The 21861-nt window shown below is 40.4% G+C and carries 20 protein-coding genes; 12 read left to right on the top strand and 8 right to left on the bottom strand.

Annotated features, from left to right (window positions below):
- Positions 1 to 53 precede the first annotated feature (53 nt).
- Positions 54 to 347 carry a hypothetical protein gene (locus LEPBI_RS17955; protein WP_041770254.1) on the top strand — a complete coding sequence of 98 codons (294 nt, stop codon included), beginning with the start codon at positions 54 to 56 and terminating at the stop codon, positions 345 to 347.
- Positions 348 to 500: 153 nt separating this feature from the next.
- Here LEPBI_RS17955 and LEPBI_RS17950 read toward each other — a convergent pair whose 3' ends face one another.
- Both LEPBI_RS17950 and LEPBI_RS17945 read right to left on the bottom strand, forming a co-directional pair.
- Positions 501 to 1220 carry an energy transducer TonB gene (locus LEPBI_RS17950; RefSeq protein ID WP_012476652.1) on the bottom strand — a complete coding sequence of 240 codons (720 nt, stop codon included), beginning with the start codon at positions 1218 to 1220 and terminating at the stop codon, positions 501 to 503.
- Between the two features lie 318 nt (positions 1221 to 1538).
- Complete coding sequence (locus LEPBI_RS17945) at positions 1539 to 2360, bottom strand: hypothetical protein (protein WP_012476651.1); 822 nt, start codon at positions 2358 to 2360, stop codon at positions 1539 to 1541.
- Between the two features lie 84 nt (positions 2361 to 2444).
- Between LEPBI_RS17945 and LEPBI_RS17940 the strand changes: the two genes are divergently transcribed.
- Genes LEPBI_RS17940 through LEPBI_RS17920 form a run of 5 tightly spaced genes read left to right on the top strand, consistent with a single transcriptional unit; the run spans position 2445 to position 9829 of the window.
- The gene (locus LEPBI_RS17940; RefSeq protein WP_012476650.1) at positions 2445 to 3752 is read left to right on the top strand and encodes an ATP-dependent 6-phosphofructokinase; all 1308 of its coding nucleotides are present in this window, start codon (positions 2445 to 2447) and stop codon (positions 3750 to 3752) included.
- A gap of 57 nt (positions 3753 to 3809) precedes the next feature.
- Positions 3810 to 4238 (top strand): hypothetical protein, encoded by a 429-nt coding sequence (locus tag LEPBI_RS17935; RefSeq protein ID WP_012476843.1) that lies wholly within the window; start codon positions 3810 to 3812, stop codon positions 4236 to 4238.
- Positions 4239 to 4274: 36 nt separating this feature from the next.
- A complete protein-coding gene (locus tag LEPBI_RS17930) occupies positions 4275 to 5633 on the top strand; it encodes a TolC family protein (RefSeq protein ID WP_012476648.1) in 1359 nt (452 codons plus the stop codon).
- Positions 5623 to 6642, top strand: coding sequence for a heavy metal-binding domain-containing protein (locus LEPBI_RS17925; protein ID WP_012476647.1), 1020 nt, complete (start codon positions 5623 to 5625; stop codon positions 6640 to 6642). Before LEPBI_RS17930 ends, LEPBI_RS17925 begins: the two co-directional genes overlap by 11 nt.
- Complete coding sequence (locus LEPBI_RS17920) at positions 6623 to 9829, top strand: efflux RND transporter permease subunit (RefSeq protein ID WP_012476646.1); 3207 nt, start codon at positions 6623 to 6625, stop codon at positions 9827 to 9829. The genes LEPBI_RS17925 and LEPBI_RS17920 overlap by 20 nt, the downstream gene beginning before the upstream one ends.
- Before the next feature lie 27 nt (positions 9830 to 9856).
- Here LEPBI_RS17920 and LEPBI_RS17915 read toward each other — a convergent pair whose 3' ends face one another.
- From LEPBI_RS17915 to argB, 3 genes are read right to left on the bottom strand one after another with little or no spacing between them, the layout of a single operon-like run.
- Positions 9857 to 10447: a hypothetical protein gene (locus LEPBI_RS17915; RefSeq protein ID WP_012476645.1), complete on the bottom strand. Its 591-nt coding sequence runs from the start codon at positions 10445 to 10447 to the stop codon at positions 9857 to 9859.
- Positions 10448 to 10462: 15 nt separating this feature from the next.
- Positions 10463 to 12208 carry a SpoIIE family protein phosphatase gene (locus tag LEPBI_RS17910; protein ID WP_012476644.1) on the bottom strand — a complete coding sequence of 582 codons (1746 nt, stop codon included), beginning with the start codon at positions 12206 to 12208 and terminating at the stop codon, positions 10463 to 10465.
- A 6-nt stretch (positions 12209 to 12214) separates the two neighbouring features.
- Positions 12215 to 13093, bottom strand: coding sequence for an acetylglutamate kinase (argB, locus tag LEPBI_RS17905; RefSeq protein WP_012476842.1), 879 nt, complete (start codon positions 13091 to 13093; stop codon positions 12215 to 12217).
- A 20-nt stretch (positions 13094 to 13113) separates the two neighbouring features.
- Between argB and LEPBI_RS17900 the strand changes: the two genes are divergently transcribed.
- On the top strand, positions 13114 to 13923 hold the full coding sequence (locus LEPBI_RS17900) for a carbon-nitrogen hydrolase family protein (RefSeq protein ID WP_012476841.1): 810 nt from the start codon (positions 13114 to 13116) through the stop codon (positions 13921 to 13923).
- A gap of 2 nt (positions 13924 to 13925) precedes the next feature.
- Here the strand turns inward: LEPBI_RS17900 and LEPBI_RS17895 are convergent, their stop codons facing one another.
- Both LEPBI_RS17895 and alr read right to left on the bottom strand, forming a co-directional pair.
- Positions 13926 to 14819 (bottom strand): alpha/beta fold hydrolase, encoded by an 894-nt coding sequence (locus LEPBI_RS17895; RefSeq protein ID WP_012476641.1) that lies wholly within the window; start codon positions 14817 to 14819, stop codon positions 13926 to 13928.
- A gap of 8 nt (positions 14820 to 14827) precedes the next feature.
- Positions 14828 to 15958 carry an alanine racemase gene (gene alr / locus LEPBI_RS17890; RefSeq protein ID WP_012476640.1) on the bottom strand — a complete coding sequence of 377 codons (1131 nt, stop codon included), beginning with the start codon at positions 15956 to 15958 and terminating at the stop codon, positions 14828 to 14830.
- Positions 15959 to 16013: 55 nt separating this feature from the next.
- On the opposite strand from alr, the gene LEPBI_RS17885 reads away from it, so the two are divergent.
- The 5 genes from LEPBI_RS17885 (at position 16014) to LEPBI_RS17870 (ending at position 21265) form a co-directional block, all read left to right on the top strand.
- Positions 16014 to 17216, top strand: coding sequence for an aminotransferase class V-fold PLP-dependent enzyme (locus tag LEPBI_RS17885; RefSeq protein WP_012476639.1), 1203 nt, complete (start codon positions 16014 to 16016; stop codon positions 17214 to 17216).
- 148 nt (positions 17217 to 17364) lie between these two features.
- Positions 17365 to 18309, top strand: a complete 945-nt coding sequence (locus tag LEPBI_RS17880; RefSeq protein WP_012476637.1) for a bile acid:sodium symporter family protein — start codon at positions 17365 to 17367, stop codon at positions 18307 to 18309.
- Between the two features lie 34 nt (positions 18310 to 18343).
- Entirely contained in the window at positions 18344 to 18505 is a 162-nt protein-coding gene (gene rpmG, locus LEPBI_RS18995) for a 50S ribosomal protein L33 (RefSeq protein WP_081431684.1), read from the top strand.
- Positions 18506 to 18513: 8 nt separating this feature from the next.
- Positions 18514 to 18978 (top strand): TraR/DksA family transcriptional regulator, encoded by a 465-nt coding sequence (locus LEPBI_RS17875; RefSeq protein WP_012476636.1) that lies wholly within the window; start codon positions 18514 to 18516, stop codon positions 18976 to 18978.
- A 208-nt stretch (positions 18979 to 19186) separates the two neighbouring features.
- Complete coding sequence (locus tag LEPBI_RS17870) at positions 19187 to 21265, top strand: hypothetical protein (protein ID WP_012476635.1); 2079 nt, start codon at positions 19187 to 19189, stop codon at positions 21263 to 21265.
- Between the two features lie 76 nt (positions 21266 to 21341).
- Here the strand turns inward: LEPBI_RS17870 and LEPBI_RS17865 are convergent, their stop codons facing one another.
- The gene (locus tag LEPBI_RS17865; RefSeq protein ID WP_012476634.1) at positions 21342 to 21836 is read right to left on the bottom strand and encodes a YiiD C-terminal domain-containing protein; all 495 of its coding nucleotides are present in this window, start codon (positions 21834 to 21836) and stop codon (positions 21342 to 21344) included.
- Between the last annotated feature and the right edge of the window lie 25 nt (positions 21837 to 21861).

The following is a 21861-nucleotide window of genomic DNA, read 5'->3' as shown; positions in this document are numbered from 1 at the left end:
ATTGTTACATAGTGATAATGATTTGTGCTGATTGGTCGAAAATGGAGATCTTTATGGCAGTTTCTGGACAATCACACAGCCACGGTTGGAAATCTGTTGCAACAGGGAAACTCATCGATGGATTTTCTTTCCATCCAAAACTCGCCGAGTGGCTTTTGACATATACTTCAATTCCACAAGATGCGGATTTGGAAATTTTGGAAGTGAGTTGTGGAGAGGTGAGTTGTCCGACGGAAGAGACCATGATCGTATGGAACAAACATGAATTCCGTATCTCTCGTAAAAAAGAGAACATTTCCAAAATGGATGTAGATTTGTCTTGGAAACGACATTCACTCAAACCGTAAAATTCCTCGTAACGTCTGGTTCGATTCTCATATAAAATTGTTAATGGAAGTAACCTTCCGATTGACCAATCAAACAAATCCCGTATCAAATTAATTTGATAGAATCCTCGTGGTATATTGATGTTATGCGAAGAGTATTTTAATCAAAAAATTTCAATCTTCCTCTTCATCCATACTGAAGTTAATTGGAATTGTGTGGATACAATTCACATTTTTGTTCTTATATACTCCAGGTGAGAATGTAGTTCTTGAGAGAATAATGAATGCTGAATCAATGAATTCTTGTTCAATGTCCTTATTTAAAACCTCAACTGAATCAACTCTTCCATTTTTGAATATTTTTAATTTAAGTAAAACAATTCTATTCGATTTTAAATCTTTGAATTTTTGAGGATAAAGATCTCTTAATTGTAAATGTACTTTTGGGAAAGGTTTCAATAATCCTGCTGTGTTTTCCTCCAAATATGGCTCATTATCCTTTTCTAAATATTTATCATTATAAATTTCTTGAATATTTTTTCCATTAAAGATAAGGCTTTTATTTGCACCCAAGGAAATCAATTTTTGCATTAGATCAAATTCACCAAAAAAAGCAGCATAATACAGCGCTGTAAATCCATTTCGATCATGATAATTTACGTTTGGTTTTTGAGAAAGAATACGATCTATCAATTGTTTTCGGTTATTTAAGACAGCATCGGCAAGACAGGAATTATATTTACTATCGTTAACACTTTTTATTTCTAATTCATTGGATTCAAGACAATATTTGTAATAAGAGTTATAGAAGGCTTTGTCTTTCTCGCTTAAGGTTAATGATTTGCACATGAATGTAGCGAATGCAATGATCAGTATTGTTCCTTGTTGTTTCATATATTAGGTATGGCTAATAGAAATGATTCATTCAGCGGTTTCAAGTTTTTTTTAATAGATTTAGCCACCAAAACCCCCTCGCGCCATTTATACTGAGCAACCTGTCGAAGTAGCGATTGCAGCGGAAAACCTTTCCATTTCTGTAAGTATTTTGATCTAAGTATCAATTGGAAAGATTGGAGCGGAAAGCGCGGTCGTTCTTAGATTAAGTGTTTATCAACTAACGAATTCGAGGCGCCCCGAAAAAAGCAATGAACCCAGGTTAGGTGATTTTCTGAAATGTTTCCAATACTGGTAAGGGACTTGGAAATTTGTCCGTCAATTCGAACGGGAAGGGGTGACTGGCATGTAGTACTTAAGTCCTAAGTTCCCTTGGATCTCAGGTGCCCAAAGTTCGTCGAGTGTGCGACCAGCTTCTCTGGCATTGATCGGCACTCGCACCATCCCTTCAAAGGAGAGGTTACTATTGGAGATGCTGATCCCTGGTGTGACGTAGACTTGTCTACCCACAAAGTTCGTGCGAGATGGTTCTTGGGCACGGATAGAGGAATTAAATCGGTTGGTGTATTCTGTTGCGTCAAACCGGTGTAATTCGGAGAGTTGCAAAAATAATTCCCAACGGGAATTTTTGATAAAGGAAAATAAATTACGATTGAGGCGGTATTTGATTCGCACTCGAGATTCTGCAACATCTACATAACCACTCGAACCTTGGTTGAGAGACATGCCCATACTGAGACCTAAGTCAAAGGTGAACCCATTGCGATAATACACATACGTGACATTGGGTTGGTAAGAGAGTAAAGCTCCGTTGGAACGTTCTGGCCTGACATCAAAATTGCCTTCAGGGTTGCGGTATGGATTGACTGAGGAAAAAGGTATGATAGGAGAAAAAATCTGAATCCCAGCCATGGGATCGTTTGATTTGGAAAAAACAGAATTGGAACCCAACTCAAGTTCTTTTGGGAACCGAAATGGAATTAAAATCGCCAAATTTCCGTTATGCGACCCGCCTACTTGGAAAAGAGAAGAACGTGGATCGGTGAAGGAATAACTTGAGAAAAACGGTAAACCTTGCGCTAAAACAGTCAGGCTCGCAGAAGTTACGAGAAAGAAGATGAGAGTGATCTTTTTTAGCATCTAAAAGCATTTCTGTCTGATTTTCCTTTGTTTGGCAATGAAATTTGCTTTCTTCTCTGTCTTTTTTTGTTATAAGTGAGACCGATGAATGAAAACGATACAAAAGTAGAACAATTTGGACCTTGTACCTTCCCAAACCCAGCGGGGTATGACTACTGGACAGAAGACAATTCGGTTGTGCTCTTCCAAACCATCTTTTCTGGACCAGACGATGCAAAAAAAACCATCGAAACAAGTCCCGTTTTCTTTGAACAAGCCGGTCCGAAGGAAAAAATCTACTTTCGACCCGAAGAAGTGACAGCAGGGATCGTTACCTGTGGGGGACTTTGCCCTGGGATCAATGATGTGATCCGAGCACTTGTGATGGAATTGCACTATCGTTATAAAGTACCGAGGATCCTCGGATTCCCTTTTGGGTATGAAGGGTTAGTGAAAAAATTTGGACATAGGCCCATTGAACTCACTCCTGATAAGGTGGCTCATATCATGAATTTTGGTGGGTCCATCCTTGGGTCTTCCAGGGGCAATCAGAAGATTGAAGAGATGGTCGATACTTTGTTTTTATATGGTGTGAAGATGTTGTTTTGTATCGGAGGGGACGGGACCTTACGCGGAGCCCAAGCCATCCAAGAAGAAGTGAAAAAACGAAAGGAAGACATCGCCATCGTAGGCATTCCCAAAACCATCGACAACGATATCAATTATGTCCAAAAAACATTTGGATTTTCGACAGCCTTTAGTAAGGCGGTGGAAGCTGTGAACTGCGCCCATGAAGAAGCAAAAGGAGCACCGAATGGGATTGGTCTTGTGAAACTGATGGGGCGCCACTCCGGATTCATTGCTGTGAATTCTGCTTTGGCTTCTAAGAATGTAAACTTTGTCCTCATCCCTGAACTTGATTTTGATTTAGAAGGAGAGGGTGCTTTTCTGCCTGTTTTAAAAGACAGAGTGCAGAGACGAGGCCATGCGGTTGTCATCATCGCCGAAGGGGCAGGGCAAAAGTACTTCGAAGACAAGGGAGAAAAAGATAGATCGGGTAACAAGAAGTTGGCGGACGTTGGTGTATACATCAAAGATAAAATCACCGAATACTTTCAAAAAGAAGGTGTGGCACTGAATCTAAAATACATTGACCCGAGTTACATCATTCGTTCCGTGCCTGCCAATGCGGAAGATTCCGTGTTTTGTGGATTCCTAGCTCAAAATGCCGTGCACGCTGCGTTTGCAGGTCGTACAGGATGTGTGGTCGGGATTTGGAACAATGTGTTTACGGTGATGCCCATTTCTTTGGCGATTGCAGAACGAAAGGTACTTAGGCCAGAGCGGAGTACGTTATGGCGAGCACTCCTTGCTTCCACGGGCCAACCGAATTCGATGAAGGCGAAAGTTTAAATCGTATTGACTTTTTTTTGTAGTCCATTCAGGATGAGATTTGGTCTAAAACTTAGAATGAAACGTAAGGGAATATATAACAGAAGGGCTAAGAAAACGATTAGTATCGTTTTACTCCTCGCCTTTGCCTTCGTTTTCATTTGTGCTACAGGAATAGTCAATTGTCCAAAAAGTATCTTTTTGGACAAGGTCGTAAGCCAAAGTGTCACAGATCCAGTTGTTTTCCCCTGCCATCAAACTTCCGAGGAAGGAAAGCCAGAAACTCAATCGGATGTTTGTCAATGTTTAGAAGTATCTAAAGCTGAAGATTCATCCAATCAATTGGAGTTTGTGAACCTCCTTCGTTTGAGCCAAGCATTCATAGTTTTGGTGCCTACACTGGACCTCAATTCTGATTCATTTGTGTTCCAAACAAACCATCACCTATCTTTCGTTTTACAAAGTCACACTCAAATCCACCAAAAAACAATCAAACTCCTCATTTAAAAATACCTTTTTTTATATCAAAAATAGGAGATTTTTATGAGAATTCATAACATTCATATATTATTATATACAATTATTATTTATTGTTTTTCCGGATCAATTTTCGGAGAAGGCAAAAAGAACATTGAGGGAAAAATTAATGAAATTTTAAAAACACATCCAGAAGTTTCACTTAAGTTTTTAGAAGCTAAAGAAAAAGAATTTAGATCGAAACATGCTGATGTTTATCCAGATCCTAAAATTGGATTTTCTTACAGGTCCTATCCTTATCGTTCTGGTTTGAATACGGATCGAGCAAGGCCTGATACACCCGGTATGACAGGTAAAGAATATTCCATTTCGCAGGAAATACCTTTCCCGGGGAAATTGGATTTAGAAAAACGAATTTTGTTATCTGAATCTGAATTAGATTATTGGAGTGGCGTTTGGATCCAAAATGAGTTTCTGAAATCTTATTTTGAGCTTGTTCTTTCTATCGCAGCGATTGAGAGAGAATTGTTTGATTTAGAAAATTTACAAAAACAATTGCGCACAAAAGTAAAACTGGAATCTAGCCAATACATAACAAATCAGTTTAAGCTTTCCAATGTTTTAAAGACAAATAATGCAATTGAGAAGATCAAAGATAAAATCATTGAAAGAAACATTGTTTTAAAAGAGCTGAAACAATCGTTAGAATTTTATGGAAACCACATTGATACTAATCCAATAAAGGAAGAGGAAATCATAGAGTATCTATCTAATAAAGAGAAATTCATCGAACAAGAGTTAACTCAATTGACAATTTCGCAAATTCCGATCATTCAATATGCGGAAGCAAACCAGGTAAAGGCAATCCAGGAATCCAAAAAGGATGAAATCCTACATTTCCCAGACTTTGAGGTTTTTATCAGTTATATGGAAAGGCGACGAAAACCTTTCTTATTGGATAGTGGCCCACTCAATGTCGCCATCATGGACAATCCAGAGTATGCGGGGGACCTTTGGAGTGCTGGTGTTACGGTTCGTTTGCCCGTTTGGTCTCTGTCGAAAGTAGATGATTTAAACCAATCCAATGCCTTAAAAATCACTAGGTTACAAAAGGAAAAAGAAAAAGAAAGAAAACGAATCCAATCCGAATACCAAGCTACCATTGAATCTTGGCGAGGGAATTTGGAACGATTAAAGAACTTCCAAAGTAGTCTTCTACCAACCTTACAAAAGAATGTCAAAACATCTCTTTCTTCCTATTCGAAAGGAGAATCTGCACTCGGTGAAAGTTACGATCTCATTGTTGAAACATTGGAATTACAATCTCAATTGCACCAAATCCAATTCCGAAGATGGGCTTCGGTTTTAAAATTATTACAACTTACCAATCACTTACTTCCAGAAGGAGGAAAATATGAAGACTAAAACGTTAATACTCGTCAGTTTGATTTTTGCACTCTTTATGGTTTCATGTGGAGAAACATCACATAACCATAAAGAGGTGTACACATGTCCGATGCACCCGCAGATTGAAATGGACCATCCAGGAGAATGTCCGATTTGTGGCATGCAACTTGTCAAAAAAGAAGAAGACTCTGATGGATCTAATCATGCCATTCATAAGGCAAATGAGGATGAGAAAAAAACGAACCTCGGATCAGGATTAAATTTATCTGAGAACAAACAATCAATTTTGAATTTAGATACGGTCATCGTGGCAAAAGGAGAAATTCGTAAATCCATCAATCTTAGCGGTCAAGTCGCTTATGATCCTGAAATTTTTGCAACAGTGAATGAGTATAAATCGATTCCAAGTGATGGAGAGTGGGGCAAAGATTTAAAAAAAGGAATTAGGTTGAAATTCGCCAAATTAGGATTAAGTGATTCACAAGTAAACTATGTCCTTTCTAAGAATACGGATTTGTTTTTAACAGGTAAGTCAGGAAAATTTTCCTTACTTGTATTTCAGGTGTACGAAAATGACAGTTCTTATCTGAAAGTGGGGAAAAAAATTGAACTGACCAATACTTCAGATCCAAGTCTCCCGATGTCTGCAAGAATCGTAGCCATAGGGAATCTAATCAGTGAAGAAACTCGTACACTTGCTGTTTGGTGTGAAGTAATCGATACAACAAATATTTTCAAACCTCAGATGTATGTCCAAGGTGCGTATGAAATCCAAAAATTGAATGTATTACGTATTCCAAAAGAATCCATTTTACCGACAGGAAAATCTGATTTAGTTTATCGTAAAGCTGGACTAAATCAATTTGTCCCCAAAAAAATCAAAACTGGTTTTACTTCATCGGAATGGGTAGAAGTCATCGAAGGACTCGAAGAAAATGATGAAATTGTTTCCAAAGCAAGTTTTCTTTTGGATTCCGAATCAAAACTAAAGTTAGGTGGAGAAAACAATGATCAACACAATCATTAAATTTTCAGCAAACAACCGATATTTGGTCATTACCATCACCCTTTTTCTTGTGTTTTTATCAATATTTGCGATGAAAAACATTTCTCTTGATGCTCTGCCAGATATGTCCGACACACAAGTGATCATTTATTCCAAGTGGGACAGGAGTCCCGATATCATTGAAGACCAAGTTACTTATCCCATTGTCAGATCGTTACTCGGTGCTCCAAAGGTAAAAGGAATCCGAGGTTTCTCTGATTTCGGATATTCGTTTGTGTATGTTATCTTCGAAGATGGCACGGATTTGTATTGGGCTCGTTCGAGGGTCAATGAATACATTTCCCAGTTACAAAACAATTTACCAACGGGAGTGAATTTAAGTCTTGGCCCCGATGCAACAGGTGTTGGTTGGGTGTACCAATATGTTTTGGTCGATGAAACAAACCAAATGGATTTGGCGGAGATTCGGTCTTATCAAGATTTTAAGTTGAAGTATCTATTCAATTCTGTTCCTGGTGTTGCAGAAGTTGCAACGGTTGGTGGTTTTAAAAAACAATACCAAATCCAAATTGATCCTTTAAAGTTACAGATCTTTGGAATCGATATGGACAGAGTCATTGATACGGTTCGCAAATCGAATGATGATGTAGGGGCTAGGTTACTCGAAATTGGAGGGGCAGAGTACATGATCCGGGTGCGAGGTTATGTACAGTCCAAGGAAGATATCGAACAAATTTCTTTAGGGGCAAGTCCTTCTGGAACCCCTATTTATTTGTCCCAAGTGGCAAAGATTGTGGATGGGCCAGACCTCCGTCGGGGTGTTGGTGATTGGAACGGCGAAGGTGATAAGGTCTCAGGGATTATCATCATGCGGCATGGTGAAAATGCTCTGAAGGTGATTGAGTCCATCCAAGAGAAAATCAAATCCATCGAAGTTTCATTACCAAAAGGATTAAAGATCATACCAGTTTACGACCGTTCGGTGCTCATTAAAGAAACGATTCAGTTGTTAAAAGAAAAATTAACGGAGGAGATCATTGTCGTATCAATCATTATCCTGATTTTTTTATGGCATATTCCATCTGCCATTGTCCCCATTTTAACCATTCCCATTGCAGTTCTACTTTCGTTTTTGCCAATGTACTTGGCAGACATTGGTTCCAATTTGATGTCACTGGCAGGGATTGCCTTGTCCATAGGTGTGCTTGTCGATGGTGCCATTGTAGAAGTGGAAAATGCTTATAAAAAATTAGAAGAGTGGGAGGCAAGCGGTAGGATTGGTGATTTCCATGCGATTCGATTGGAAGCATTACTCGAAGTGGGACCATCTGTCTTTTTTTCACTCCTCATCATTGCCGTGGCTTTTTTTCCCATCTTTACTTTGGTGGACCAAGAAGGACGGCTCTTTCGTCCACTGGCAATTTCCAAAAACGTAACGATGGCAATTGCCGCCATCCTTGCCATCACCGTGGATCCTGCGTTTCGTATGTTATTCACAAAAATGGATCCATTTACAAAATTCACACCTATACTCAATAAACTTTTCACACATATCTTTGTTGGGAAATACTATTCGGAGAAAAACCATCCCATTAGCAAACGATTGTATGCCTTTTATGAACCGATTGTGAAAAAAGTGTTAGTGCATCCAAAGATAACGATTCTAACGGCTGTTCTGTTGTTTATAGCCACCATCCCAGTCTACTTTCGATTGGGGACCGAATTTTTACCTCCCCTCAATGAAGGATCCATTCTTTATATGCCAACCACTCTTCCAGGTATTAGCATTGGAGAAGCAGAAAGAGTCCTAAAACTGATGGACCAAACCTTAGCGAAAATTCCAGAAGTCTCCTCTGTGTATGGGAAAGCAGGGCGGGCAGATACCTCTACCGATCCTTCTCCAATTTCCATGTTTGAAATTGTGATTTTATTAAAACCAGAATCAGAATGGAGGCCTGGCCTCACTAAAGAAGACCTAGTCAAAGAAATGAATGAGAAGTTGGATATTCCAGGATTTTCAAACGCCTGGACTCAACCCATCCGCGCAAGAATCGATATGTTGTCTACTGGGATCAGAACTCCTATTGGGATCAAAGTCCAAGGGGAAAATTTGGAACAAATCCAAGAAGTTGGGATTCATATTGAATCGGTATTAAAAAATCAAAAAGGAGTACGTTCCATTTTTGCAGAAAGGACATCTGGTGGTTATTACATTGATATCAAGATAAGAAGGGAACTTGCTGCCAAATACGGACTCACTGTGGAAGCTATCCAAAAGACAATATTATCCGCATTAGGTGGAGAAACCATATCAACTACCATCGAAAAAAGGGAAAGGTATTCGATTCAAATTCGGTATCCTAGAGAATATAGAGATAGTTTAGAGATGATTTCAAAAGTGCTCATCCCTATTCAAAATGGAGGGCATATTCCATTGAGTTTTCTTGCGACTCTAGATTACAATATTGGACCTACCATGATTCGAGATGAAAACGGATTTTTGACAGGGTATGTGTACGTTGATACCACTGAATCCGACTTACTTGGATTTGTGGATCGGATGAAAACCATTGTCGATACAGAAGTCCAACTCCCAAAATCTGTATTTTTGGAATGGAGTGGGCAATACGAGAATATCATTCGTGTACGTAACCGAATGATGATAGTGGTTCCCATTACACTTGTCTTGATTTTCTTTTTATTGTACATCAATACCAAGTCTGTTGTAAAAACTGCAATCGTATTAACAGCCGTTCCATTCTCGATGATTGGAGCTTTTTGGTTTTTGTATCTCTTGGATTATCAAATCTCAGTTGCAGTTTGGGTGGGGATCATTGCACTACTCGGCTTAGATGCAGAAACGGGAGTCTTTATGCTGATGTATCTCGATCTTTCCTATGAAAAAGAAAGATCCAAAAATCATAAGATGAATGTATTAGATCTTAAATTGGCCATAGTTGATGGGGCTGTTCACAGAATCCGTCCTAAAATGATGACTGTTTTATCTGGTTTCATTGGACTTTTGCCCATTATGTGGGCTACAGGATCTGGTTCTGATTTAATGAAACGGATTGCCGCTCCAATGGTGGGGGGACTTGTGACAAGTTTTGCTTTGGAACTTGTGGTTTACCCTGCGATTTATTTCCTATGGAAACAAAAGGAACTTGCAATCGGAGATAGAAGCAAAATAGAAAATTTTACCCATTAACAGATGGAACAGCTGATCTTTCACAGATCAGCTGTTTTCTACTTTTTTTTGGAACTTGAGGATATTGTCTCGGATCTCTTCCTCTTTTTTATGGAGTTCTTTTAGGAACTCCGTATCCAAAATCATTTCTGGTTTTTTGATGAATTTACTTTCATCATAATTATCAATTTCGTATAACAGATCTTCGATGTTGGATTCCACTTTTACCAAACTTTGGATGGATTCCACAACCTTTTTATTCACAAACAGGATCTCTTTGAATCGTAAAATATAATGTTGGAATCTGTTTTCGCGGATCATGGCTTGCCTTTGCATTTCTTTCACCACTTCGCGTTCTTTTAAAACTTCTTTTTTTTCAACCAGGATTTGGTTTTTGAAGATACGGATTAAATTTTCCGTTTCCAATTTATAATTTTCAAAACTACTATTATGGTTGTTTTGCAGGTCTTCCAATTGTTTGCGGAATTCTTTTTCTCGTAACCTGTCTTGTTCTTTGCGTAATTTGTCAGATGTTTGGAGTGCGTTTTTGACTCGTGTTTCGATGACAGCATCTAACATCGCTTTGTGCAGTTTGTCCAGTCGCAAAAACACTGCCATTGCATATAGAATGCGTTTCATAAAATCTCCTTATCCTTAGTTTAGACGGATGATAAAGAGAGAAAGGTCATCATGTGGTTCTGCTTCTCCCACAAATTCACTTACTTTTTGTAGAATGGCTTGTCGGATCACTTCTGGTGGGTCGTTGATATGAGATAAAATCACAGACTCTAACCGTTCTTCTGAAAAGAGTTCTTCTTTCAGATTCATCGCTTCTGTGACACCATCCGTATACAGTACGAGTAAATCACCCGGTAAATAACTCACAGTGTGTTCGGAAAACTCACATTTCCCGATCCCCATGGGTTGGCCTTTGCCAGAAAGATGTTGGATCTTATGGTGTTTTTTACGATAAATGATTTGTAAATTGTGACCAGCAGATGAATAGGTTAATTCTTTTTTTGTCATGTTGATTCGCACAAGCATCGCCGTGACAAACATGAGGAAACCCGATTTGTCTTGTAGGATCTCGTTTGCATTGAAGAGTGCTTCACTTGTGGATGTGGTTTTGGAAACTTCTTGTTGCAAAACAGTTTTGGAAAATTCCATAAAGAGTGCGGCAGGTGTTCCTTTTCCCGAAACATCGGCAATGATGACAGATACTTCATCTTTACCATGTACCACCATATCGTAAAAGTCACCCCCGATCTCGCGGGACGCTTGGTAGTAAGTATCAAATTCCAAAAGTGAGTATTGTTTCGGAATGATCGGAAGTGAATGTTTTTGGATCATGGCTGCGACTTGCATGTCACGATCAATGTTTTTCAAACGTTCACTTTGGATCTTCACTTGTAAGGCAGTGTATGCTTCTCCGACTTGGTTTGTGAGAGTCCTAAGGATACGGATGTCCATCTCGTCAAAACGAGTGCGAGAGGTTTTGTCGGAGACTACGAGAGAACCTAACCATTCTTTGTTTTTTAGAATGGGGAATAAAATCATACTGTGTTGGAAAAGTCCTTTGTGTGTGAGTTGCATGCCTTGGGGAGAACTTGCGGTGATGATTTTAAATCCTTTATACATCCAATCCGATCGGTCATTGAAAAGTAATGCCACGACATCCTCATCATGGATTTGATCGGAAAATCCTTTGGATTTCGAACGGGGTAGACCTCGTTTTTCAATTTTTTCAAAGTTCAAACAAACCCGATCCACTTGTAGCACTTCGGAGATGGTTTTGACAGCAAGGTCCATAAATTCGTCTGAACTTTGGATATTGGCAAGTGCTTGTGAAATTTGGAACAGGCAATTCAATTCGTTGGCGCGAAGGTTTAAATTGTCGATGAGTAGTCGATTTTTGACTGCAATGGCCGCCAAGTTGGATAGATAACGTAATATTTTAATGTCTGTTTGGTTGAAGTCGCGGTTGTCGAGAGAATTGACTGCTTCGAGTACACCTTGCACTTCCCCTTGTGCCACCATCGGTACACAAATTAAGTTCCGAGTCACATACCCAACCTTTTGGTCGATGGCCTTAAAGATCCTTGGGTCATTGGCAGCATCATTCACAATTTCAGGTTTGAGAGTTTCGAGTACCATACCCGCGATCCCTTTCCCTCTTGGTACTGTTAGGTGAGCAAGAGATTCTTCTTTGAGTCCACTCGTAGTATTAAAAACCAACTGATCATTTTCTTTGTCATAGAGTAATAAGGAAGACCCCTCTGTTTGTAACACATCGCGAGTGATCCCCATAATTTCACTAAGAAGGGTATTTAGGTCTTCTTGGGAATTGATGCGACTCGTAATGTCAGAGATCAGACTTAAAGTGAGTAATTTTGTGGGCATCCAAATCTATCCTTGTTCAATCAAACTGCCAATCCCTTGGTTTGTCAAAATTTCAATTAAGACGGAATGGGGCACTCGACCATCGATGATGTGAGCGCGTTTGACTCCAGAATCAATCGCTCCCAAACAACACTCTACTTTTGGTATCATGCCTCCAGAGATCTGTCCAGTTTTTATATAACCATGGATGTCTACTTTTTTGAGACCCGTAACCAATTGGCCATCGATGAGGATCCCTGGAGTGTCAGTGAGTAAAATGAGTTTGTCTGCATGGAGTGCTTGGGCAATGGCCCCTGCCATGGTATCGGCATTGATATTGAGAGTTTGTCCTTCTTTTGACATGGCAACCGGTGAGATGATGGGGATAAAACCTTCTCGTTGTAAGGTGAGAATGATATTGGGATCAACCGATGTGATCTCTCCCACAAGGCCCAAATCAATTTTTTGGGATTTGCCATCTTCAGCTTCCACTTCCATTAAGTATTTTTCAGCAATGGCAAGGCCACCATCCTTTCCTGAAAGGCCAACGGGTTTTCCCCCTTTTTCTTGGATGAGGGAAACAATTTGTTTGTTCACTTTTCCCGTGAGAACCATCTCCACCACTTCCATTGTGGCCTCATCCGTCACACGGTGGCCACGGATGAACTGTGTATTGAGGTTCAGAGATTTGATGAGAGAGTTGATTTCTGGTCCACCACCATGGACCACGACTGGATTGATTCCTAAATATTTGAGTAATACGATGTCTTCGGCAAATGAAGCCTTGAGTTCTTCTTCCACCATGGCCGCTCCACCATATTTGATGACGATGGTTTTTCCTGAGTAATTGATTAAATAAGGAAGTGCCTCTAAGATATGATTGATTTTTTCTGATTGGTGGTTCATAAAAGTCCTCATTTATGATAATGAATTTTAAAGCCGCCGTTGTGCAAGTCACAAGTACCGCAAGAGTTTCAAATAACCTAACCAAGTGTAGGCAATTTGTGGAGGAGGCGGCGCGTGCGGGTGCCAAGGTCATTGGGTTACCTGAAAATTTTTCCTTTATGGGAAGTGAATCGGAAAAACAAAGTTTACTTGGCCAAATCGAAGACGAAACCATTTTGTTTTTAAAAGAAACAGCAAGTGAACTTGGAATCTACCTCTTAGGAGGAGGCTTCCCGACAAAGGCTCCCTCAGGAAAGGTTTTCAATACCGCTGTCATGATCAATCCCAAAGGAGAAGAGGTCTTCCGTTACCACAAAGTCCATTTGTTTGATGCTGTTGTGGGGGACGGATTCCCATACAAAGAATCCAATCATACAGAGAGTGGGGAAAAAGTCCCAGAAGTCATCCAAACCGAATATGGAAAGATTTCTTCTGCCATCTGTTATGACCTTCGTTTCCCTGAACTCTTTCGAGCCTTATCCAAACAAGGGGTTGATTTGTGTTTTTTGCCGGCGGCATTTACGGTTCCGACAGGCGAGGCTCACTGGCATGTCCTCCTTCGGGCAAGGGCGATTGAAAATTTAATGTATGTTTTGGCACCAGGCCAAACAGGAACCCACGACCCACATGGAAAACGAAAGACCTTTGGCCATTCGCTCATCATTTCCCCTTGGGGGGAAATATTGGCAGAGTTAGATCACGAAGAAGGGTTTGCGATTGCTACCATGGAAATGGAAAAACTTTCCGAGATCCGAAATACCTTACCAAGCCTCAACCATCGTAAGTTTTGAATTTAAAAAAACGATTTTTTAGTGGTGGATGATTTTTTCATCACAATAAAATCTTTCATCACCTTCTCTGCTGCTTTTTGTTTTTCCATGTGTACAAAATGTCCGCATTGTGAAAACAAAACCGCTTTGACATGAGGTGTGGTTCGTTCCAGTTCCATCACATCCTTTCCTGGGATGATCGGGTCTTCTTCTCCTCGCATGATGAGAGTTGGAACTTGATTCCCGAACACGATGGGACGAATGTCCGTGCGGTCAAGCATCTCAAGGATCATAAGGATTTGTCTCGGGTTCAAACATTCAAATTGTGGGTTGTATTCTTTTAAGAATTGTTTGATGTCTTCTCTTGCGTGGAAGGCAGTAGAATCATACACTCCATAGGAAAATCCAATTTGTAAGGCTTTGGGAAGGGACTTGCCAATTTTAAATCCAAAGTCAAAAAAAGTTCCGAGATTGGCACGGAGTCCCACAACCCCAATCTTTAAAATTCCTGGCACAGGCCCATGCACATAAGGAGCAATGGCAATCACTTGTTTGATGCGCTGTGGGAAAAGGGAAGCAATGGCAAGGACAGCCATCCCACCAGTGGAATGCCCCACTAAGGTAATGTCTTTTTCACCCGCACTAGCCCAGATTCCTTGGGCTTGGGTTTCTAAAAAATCTTGAAGGGTGAGCCCTTTTTTTTGGTCAAATATTTCTGCAGGGTAATGTCCGACTAAGTCCAGTTCAATGACATCTCCCAAGGTTCGAAAAAAAGGAATGTTCAGTCCCCAATATCCAGCGGCAGAACACCATCCCCCCACGAGAACAATGGTTTCCTTGGATTTTGGATTGAGGGATTTATGCCTAACGTAAGTGAGTCTGTGATTTTTCCAATTGTAAGTTTGTCTTTCTGACATAAGGTCCTCTAGTCTTCTATGATACGAGGGAAGGATCCCAAAATTTTTGTCACCACTTCATAATTGATGGTACCGGTCCAAGTGGCATGGTCATCAGCAGAAATCATTTCATTGCCTGATTTCCCAATAATCACAACATCATCTCCAATTTTAGCATCGGGGATATGGGTAATATCAAGCATTGTCATATTCATACAGATCCTACCTAAAATTTTGGCACGTTCTCCATGGACCAACATATAACCATGGTTCGATAATTTTCGATCAAGCCCTTCGTAATAACCTACAGGAACGACAGCAAGCCTTGTTTCATGTGTGGTTTTAAAAGTGGATCCATAACCCACAAAGGTACCTGGATTCAAATTTTGGATGTGTTGGATTTGGGTTTTCCAAGTGAGTGCTGGTTTTAACATCCCTACATCTTTTTTCATTAAAGATAAAGAGAGTTTGGTTTCAAGACTTGGCCAAAGTCCATATAAAGAAATCCCAACCCGCACAAGGTCCATCCTTGCTTCCGAAAACAACATGGCAGACGCTGAGGATGCACAATGGCAAATCAGATCGATAAACCCGTGTTTAGCGAATGTATCAATGGTATCTTGGAAATTCCCCAATTGTAACATGGAATGGCTGTGTTCGGTAAAATCTTCGGTACTTGCAAAATGCGTGGCGATACCTGTGAGTGGGAGTTTTTTCTCTGCAATTTCCTTGGCGATCACTTCCGCATTTTGGTGTGGGATTCCAAGACGACTCATCCCTGTGTCCACTTTCAAATGGATTTTGGGAGTGGGGGAAAGTTTTGCGAGCAGTTCCATCTCTTCTATTCGTGAGACCATCACCCAAAAGTTTTCATCGGCAAGTTCTGCCACCCTTTCTTTCAGATGGGGGATACTTCCCATAATGAGAATGGTGGCCTTCGAAAAAACACGGCGAATGGAAAGTGCTTCTTCTAATGAATTCACCCCTAAATAGTCAGCTCCTGCATCGAGGGCAATGGAAGCAGTCGCGAGAAGGCCATGCCCATAGGCATTGGACTTTACCACTGCAGTGAATTTCGATTTGGGACCAATGAGTTTACGAAAAAGGGCAATATTATGGCTAAAGGCAGAGCGGGACAGGTAAATCTGAGAAGATTGCACGGTCCCATTTTTTTTTACTTTTCTCTTCTGTCGCTTCAGATATTTCTAATTTTACATGTCTGAATCTCCCTCTGTTTTCCCTTCCTTTCCCCCTTTCCCAAACTGGGACGGCATATCCGAGTATTTCCCCGTACAAAAAGAATCCGTTTGGTTGAACTATTGTGGGACCACTCCCATGTCTACCTATGCCATCGAGATGATGAATGTTTACTTCCAGGAGTATGCAAAATCTGGGATCTTTACTCCTAATTTCTCCGAACCTTTTATCAAAAAAGAAATTCGAACTTACCTCTCTCAAATTTTACATTGTGATCCCACAGAGATTGGAATTGTACATAACACAAGTGAGGGGATGAATTTTTATTCCCATAGCATCCATATCCCCAAAGGAAAACGAATCCTTGTGTTGGAAAACGAATACCCAAGTAATGTATACCCTTGGGAACATTGGCAATCCAAAGGTGTCACTCTTTCATTTGTGAAAGTAGGGAATACTCCCGATGAGTTTTTGAAAAACCTAAAAATAGAATTAGAAAAAAAGGATGTCTATCTCCTTAGCCTATCGCCTGTTCATTGGTGTACGGGTGTTGTTTTTGATATGGATGCGGTTTCTAGACTTTGTGAAACCTTTGGTACAAAACTTGTCATCGATGGAAGCCAAGCCGTTGGGCATATCCCATTGGATTTCTCTAAAATCAAAGTTGCCTTTTGTGCCTTTGCCGCTTGGAAGTGGTTACTTGGTCCATTGGGGCTTGGCGTGATTTACATTTCCAAAGAAGAATCCAAAGGTTTCCAATTGGTATTTAAGGGACAAGCAAGTGTGGTGAACGATTCCAATTATTTTCCTTATCGCGACGAATGGAAACCTGCCGCCGAACAATTCGAACAGAGTACAATCAATTTTAACGATTGGATTTATTTTTTTGCTTCTCTCAAAATGTTATCCACACTTGGTTTCGAGCGGGTGCAGGAAAGGATTTACGAAGTGGCAGGAATGTTAAAGGACGAATTACATGAGTTAGGATTTACCTTGGAATCAGATTTGTTCCCCCATGTCAAAACAGGAATCCTTGCGATCACAGGGCACAAGGACCCAAAAAAATTCCAACCAGAAGCCATTCAGGCACATCTCAAAGGGAATGGTATCATCACAGCTGTCCGATTGGGTAGGCTTCGTATGGCACCCCATATTGGAATTGAGAAAGAACACATCCAACGTGTGAAAACCCATTTACAATCTTACTTGGAAAAAGTGTAAGGGAGGGGAGGGGTTGTATTTATATTATGAGCTTGGTGATCATTTCCAAGTGAGACCCTCTGATTCCCATAGAAGGACAAATACAGGGATTATGGATATTTGGATCGTAACATGCAGAGACAAGCATATGGATCCTTAAAATAAACTTATGTTACGTGAGTTCTCCAAACAAATTGTAAATGCCTTCCCTCTCGTTTTACTCTTTATTGCGGGTCTTGGTTTATTCATTCCAGAATGGATTGTTTGGTTCAAAGGGCCATGGATCACTTATAGTTTAGGACTCATCATGCTTGGGATGGGGCTTTCCTTGGAAGTAGAGGATTTCCTTCGAATTTTCAGGCAACCAAAACCCATTCTCATCGGAACTGCATTACAATATTCCGTTATGCCTTTGTTAGGTTATCTGTTAGGGTATTGGTTCCATTTGCCAGAAGCCTTTGCCGTGGGACTCATCCTTGTTTCTTGTTGTCCCGGGGGAACGGCATCCAATGTGATCACGTTTCTGGCAAAGGCGAATGTCCCACTCAGTGTCACACTCACATCAGTCTCCACCATTCTTGGGATTCTTTTCACACCTTTTCTTGTGGCTTATTTCATAGGCAGTCGGTTAGAGATTGATAGGTGGGGACTTGTTTTCACCACCTTCCAAGTGATCCTAGTACCCGTAGGACTCGGTATCTTCTTCAAATCCTTTTTCCCGAGTGTCACGGAAACAACAAAAGACCTATTTCCCGTACTTTCTGTACTCCTCATTGCGATGATCGTGGCCTCAATCATTGCCAGCGGGAAGGAAACCATTCTGTCTTCAGACTATCGCATCTTTTTTGCTGTGGTTTGTTTGCATTTAGGTGGGTTTGGACTGGGCGGGTTATTTGCTTGGGTCCTCACTCGGGATGCAAAGATCTCACAAACCATTTCGATTGAAGTAGGGATGCAAAATTCAGGGCTTGGAGCGGTGCTTGCCAAGACCCATTTTCTCGATCCAAACACGGCAATTCCGAGTGCCTTGTCGAGTCTCACGCATTCACTCCTCGGAAGCCTTTTTGCGACCTATTTTCGAAAGGAACCGAAAAAACCCGCTATTGTGAATTGACTATATATGGGGTCGGTACGTCATGGCATAAATTATGAGAGAAATCATAAAACTAACCTGTGTCCCATGTGCGATACCTGGGCGGTCAAATTACTTCCAGACTAAGAACAAAAAGACGAAGTCGGAAAAACTTGTGACAAAAAAATATTGCAAATTTTGCAAATCCCATACGGATCACAAGGAATCCAAAGTCTAAGGAATAAGATGCCGAAACCAGCTGCAAAATCCTCCGCCGAGAAGGGAGTCGACAAGAAGTTCATCGAAGAGGTGCGTGAGCTCCTCCAAGAGAAAAAAGAATCTCTTCTCATCAAACTCAACCAGTGGGAAGACACGAGCTCTCCTTCTGGCCTTAAGGAAATGGGAGACATTGCAGACATCGCATCCGAACTCAACTCAGAAGCGCTCACTTCTGTTTTGACAGAAAACGAAATTGAGACTCTACGCGAGATTGAACTGGCGTTAGAGAAAATTGAAAACGGAACCTATGGGATCTGTGAAGGGACCAAGAAAAAAATCCCTCTCGCTAGGCTCAAAGCAATCCCGTGGACAAGATTCACTGTGGAATTTGCGGAACAAATGGCAAAAAGCCGTAACCGCGCTGGTGGATACCGAATGGATTCTCTTTCGGCATACCCAACCACAGGCATGGACGTAGATTCTCTCGACTAGAGGGAATCTGACTTTCCTTTTTCAAAACCTTCTCCTCCACGATTTCCCTCTCACTCACAGGTACCACTTCCCAAGTTCCGAATCATTCGTACCTTGCGAGTCACAGAAGGAACCAAACCAGTTTTTTTCGAAAAACCAAGCACCGAATTCTCTTTCCTTTCCTAAAATACTATTGATTCGCCATACCCATCCTTAAACTCTTTCTATCGTGAGTTTTTTAGACCGGCTTCGTTCTTTACCCTTCATTGACTTAGTATTTTTTTTTAGTACCAGTTTCCTCGTTTGGAACCTGCACCGGTATGTGGAACCAGTTCCAAAAGATCTTTTTTATCCTTCCTTTCTCTTACAATTTGCCTTTGGATTTTTCCCACAACTCTACCAACGAAAATGGGGGAGGGTATGGACAAGCCTTTCTGCCATCACCATGGTAAGGCTCCCTTATTTATCAGGTCTCCCGATGGTTGGTTCCTACCAATTGGTTGGACTTTTTCTTGGATCCATCTTTGGAATTTGGGTGAGGGAAACTTTACTTGTATTACTTGGCAGAAATGAAACAGCCTTACCAAAACAATCCGAACAAATCATCACCGATTGGATGATCCGTAACCCTACAGGGAAATCCAATTTACAGATTTGGTATTCCACATACTTCGGTTTTTTATTTTTCCTATTTTGTTTGGTCATTTTGTGTTTTTTACAATTCCAAGGGATGGGAGTTTTCACAAGTCTCGGAATCCAAGAATTCCTTTATTATCCAAACCTTTCTTCCCGTGAAGCAATGGGCCTTTCTTGTAAAATCCTGATCCCCATCATACTTGTGGTTTTGTATTTTTTTTCCGAAGAACGATCTATGCCCACACCATCTAAGGATAGTTTGTCGGAACAAATTCGTTTTGGCCTATTCTTAGGATTTGGATTGAACATCCTTGTGATGTGCATCCAATCTTTATGGAGTTTGGAATTTTTCTCATTAGGAACTCACTTGAGTGTGAGTGCAGGTCGTAGCACAGGTCTTTTCCAAGATTCTGGATCTGCTTCCTGGATTTTGCCAGTGATCGGTTTTTTATGGACCACAAAGTTAACTCATATTTGGCGAAAATCAAAAGAACGTTTTAGTTTGTTTCTTCTTATTTTCTCCATGATTGTAATCACGTTGCTTGGTTTGAAACAAGGAAAAGCATTTTGGGTCATTTGGGGAGTGTTTCTTTCTCTTGGATTCATCCAACTCACGACGGATTTATGGATCGTTTCTGCTAGAAATAAAATCCTCACGCGAATCGGACTATATGCCGTCTTACCAGCGTTCGGTTGTTTAATTCTCTATGGAATTAGTTTGGTTTCGAAAGAATGGTATCTCGTGGATTTAGCAAAACGAGTGATGTTGTTTATAAAGGCCTTCCCAAACAATCCCGGAATAGCATTCCAACACCTAGATTTAGTGCGTTACGAACTCATCAAAATTGCTAATCTCGGGATCAAAGAAAATCCATGGATGGGAAGTGGGATTGGTTCCTTTCCTTTGTATTTACTTTCTCCTTCCCATCTTAATTCCAATTCCAACATTCCGTTTGTTGATTTCCCTCCCACATTTTACCATTGGATTTTATATGAATTGGGAATTTTAGGGACCTGTATTTTTTTGTATTATATTGGGATCTTTTTATGGGAAAGAGGGCTTTGGAAACAATCCATATTACTCCTCATCCCGTTTTTATTTGGAGTCCAAATCCAAAATTCCGATGGTGCCTTTGTTTGTTTTTATTTGTTATTTCTTGGAGAAAAGGGAACTGGTTTTTCTCCAAGTTTCGACAAGTACAGAAAGACCATTTGGTTTTCTCCCTTACTTCTCATCCTTGCCATTGGGTTCTCACTCAATTACACTTTGTTTGATTCACAGAAATTTTTAGAAGATGGCATTGGTTCTGAATTTCGAAAACAGAAGTTAAAAGACTATCAAATCGCTTATTCAATTCCACCTAAGTCACCTAACTATGAATATGAATTTCATGGGAGGGTTTGGGAATGGAAAATGAGTGAAACGGCAACACTAAGGAATGGTCGTATCTTTTTAGAAACCAGTTCCAAATCAACACTGGTGGAAATTACTTTTTTGAATGCAGATAGAAATCGAATCAAATCGGAAGTGTTTACAGACACTAAAAATGGTTACAATTGGTCGGGAGAAGCTCCGAAGGGTGCAAGTTATGTTCAGATCCGCTCCCGATACAAATTGGAATTCCGATTGCCAAGATCGCAATTTGATGGTTACGGAAGGCTTCAATTTTAATCGAAGGCCAAGTGGAAACAAGGATACGGAGATCCTTGGTCCAAACATAGTTCAAAAGAAGGAAGGAAAGATTGGATTACCTAAGCCTTCGTATGTACAAATCCTTTGAAATTTTTGCGACGGTTTTTCCGTCTTCACCGACAACTTCTACTTCATATGTTCGGATCGTTTTTTTCTCTTTTTGAAGGATTGTTTTGATATCGGTAAATTCAGAATCGGGAAGGTGAAAGGTCGCAGTGACTGTACCTTCGCCAGGTTTGACAAAATCAATCTTAGCTCCTTTGTCCCAAACCATATAATCTTTTCCAAGATTTTTCATGAGTAAAAACATAAAGAATGGATCACACATAGAATAGAGGGAACCACCAAAATGTGTTCCAACATAATTTGTATTCGAAACGATGAGAGGCATCGATACTACCATTGTATTCTGATCGATGAGTTTGGGAAGGATGTTTGCACCCTCATATGGTTTGAACATACGGAATGCCTCTTCGAAGCCATAAGTTTCTTCTAAAAATTTCCACAAAGGATTCACTTGGTAGGTTAGTAAAATTTCTCGATTTCTCATTCCTCCATTTTTTTAACAGTAGAAC

The sequence above is a fragment of the Leptospira biflexa serovar Patoc strain 'Patoc 1 (Paris)' genome, assembly GCF_000017685.1.
In the GTDB taxonomy this organism is placed as follows: Bacteria; Spirochaetota; Leptospiria; order Leptospirales; family Leptospiraceae; genus Leptospira_A; species Leptospira_A biflexa.
The sequence above is the reverse complement of the archived record's forward strand: the minus strand, read 5'-3'. Positions and strand labels throughout refer to the sequence as shown.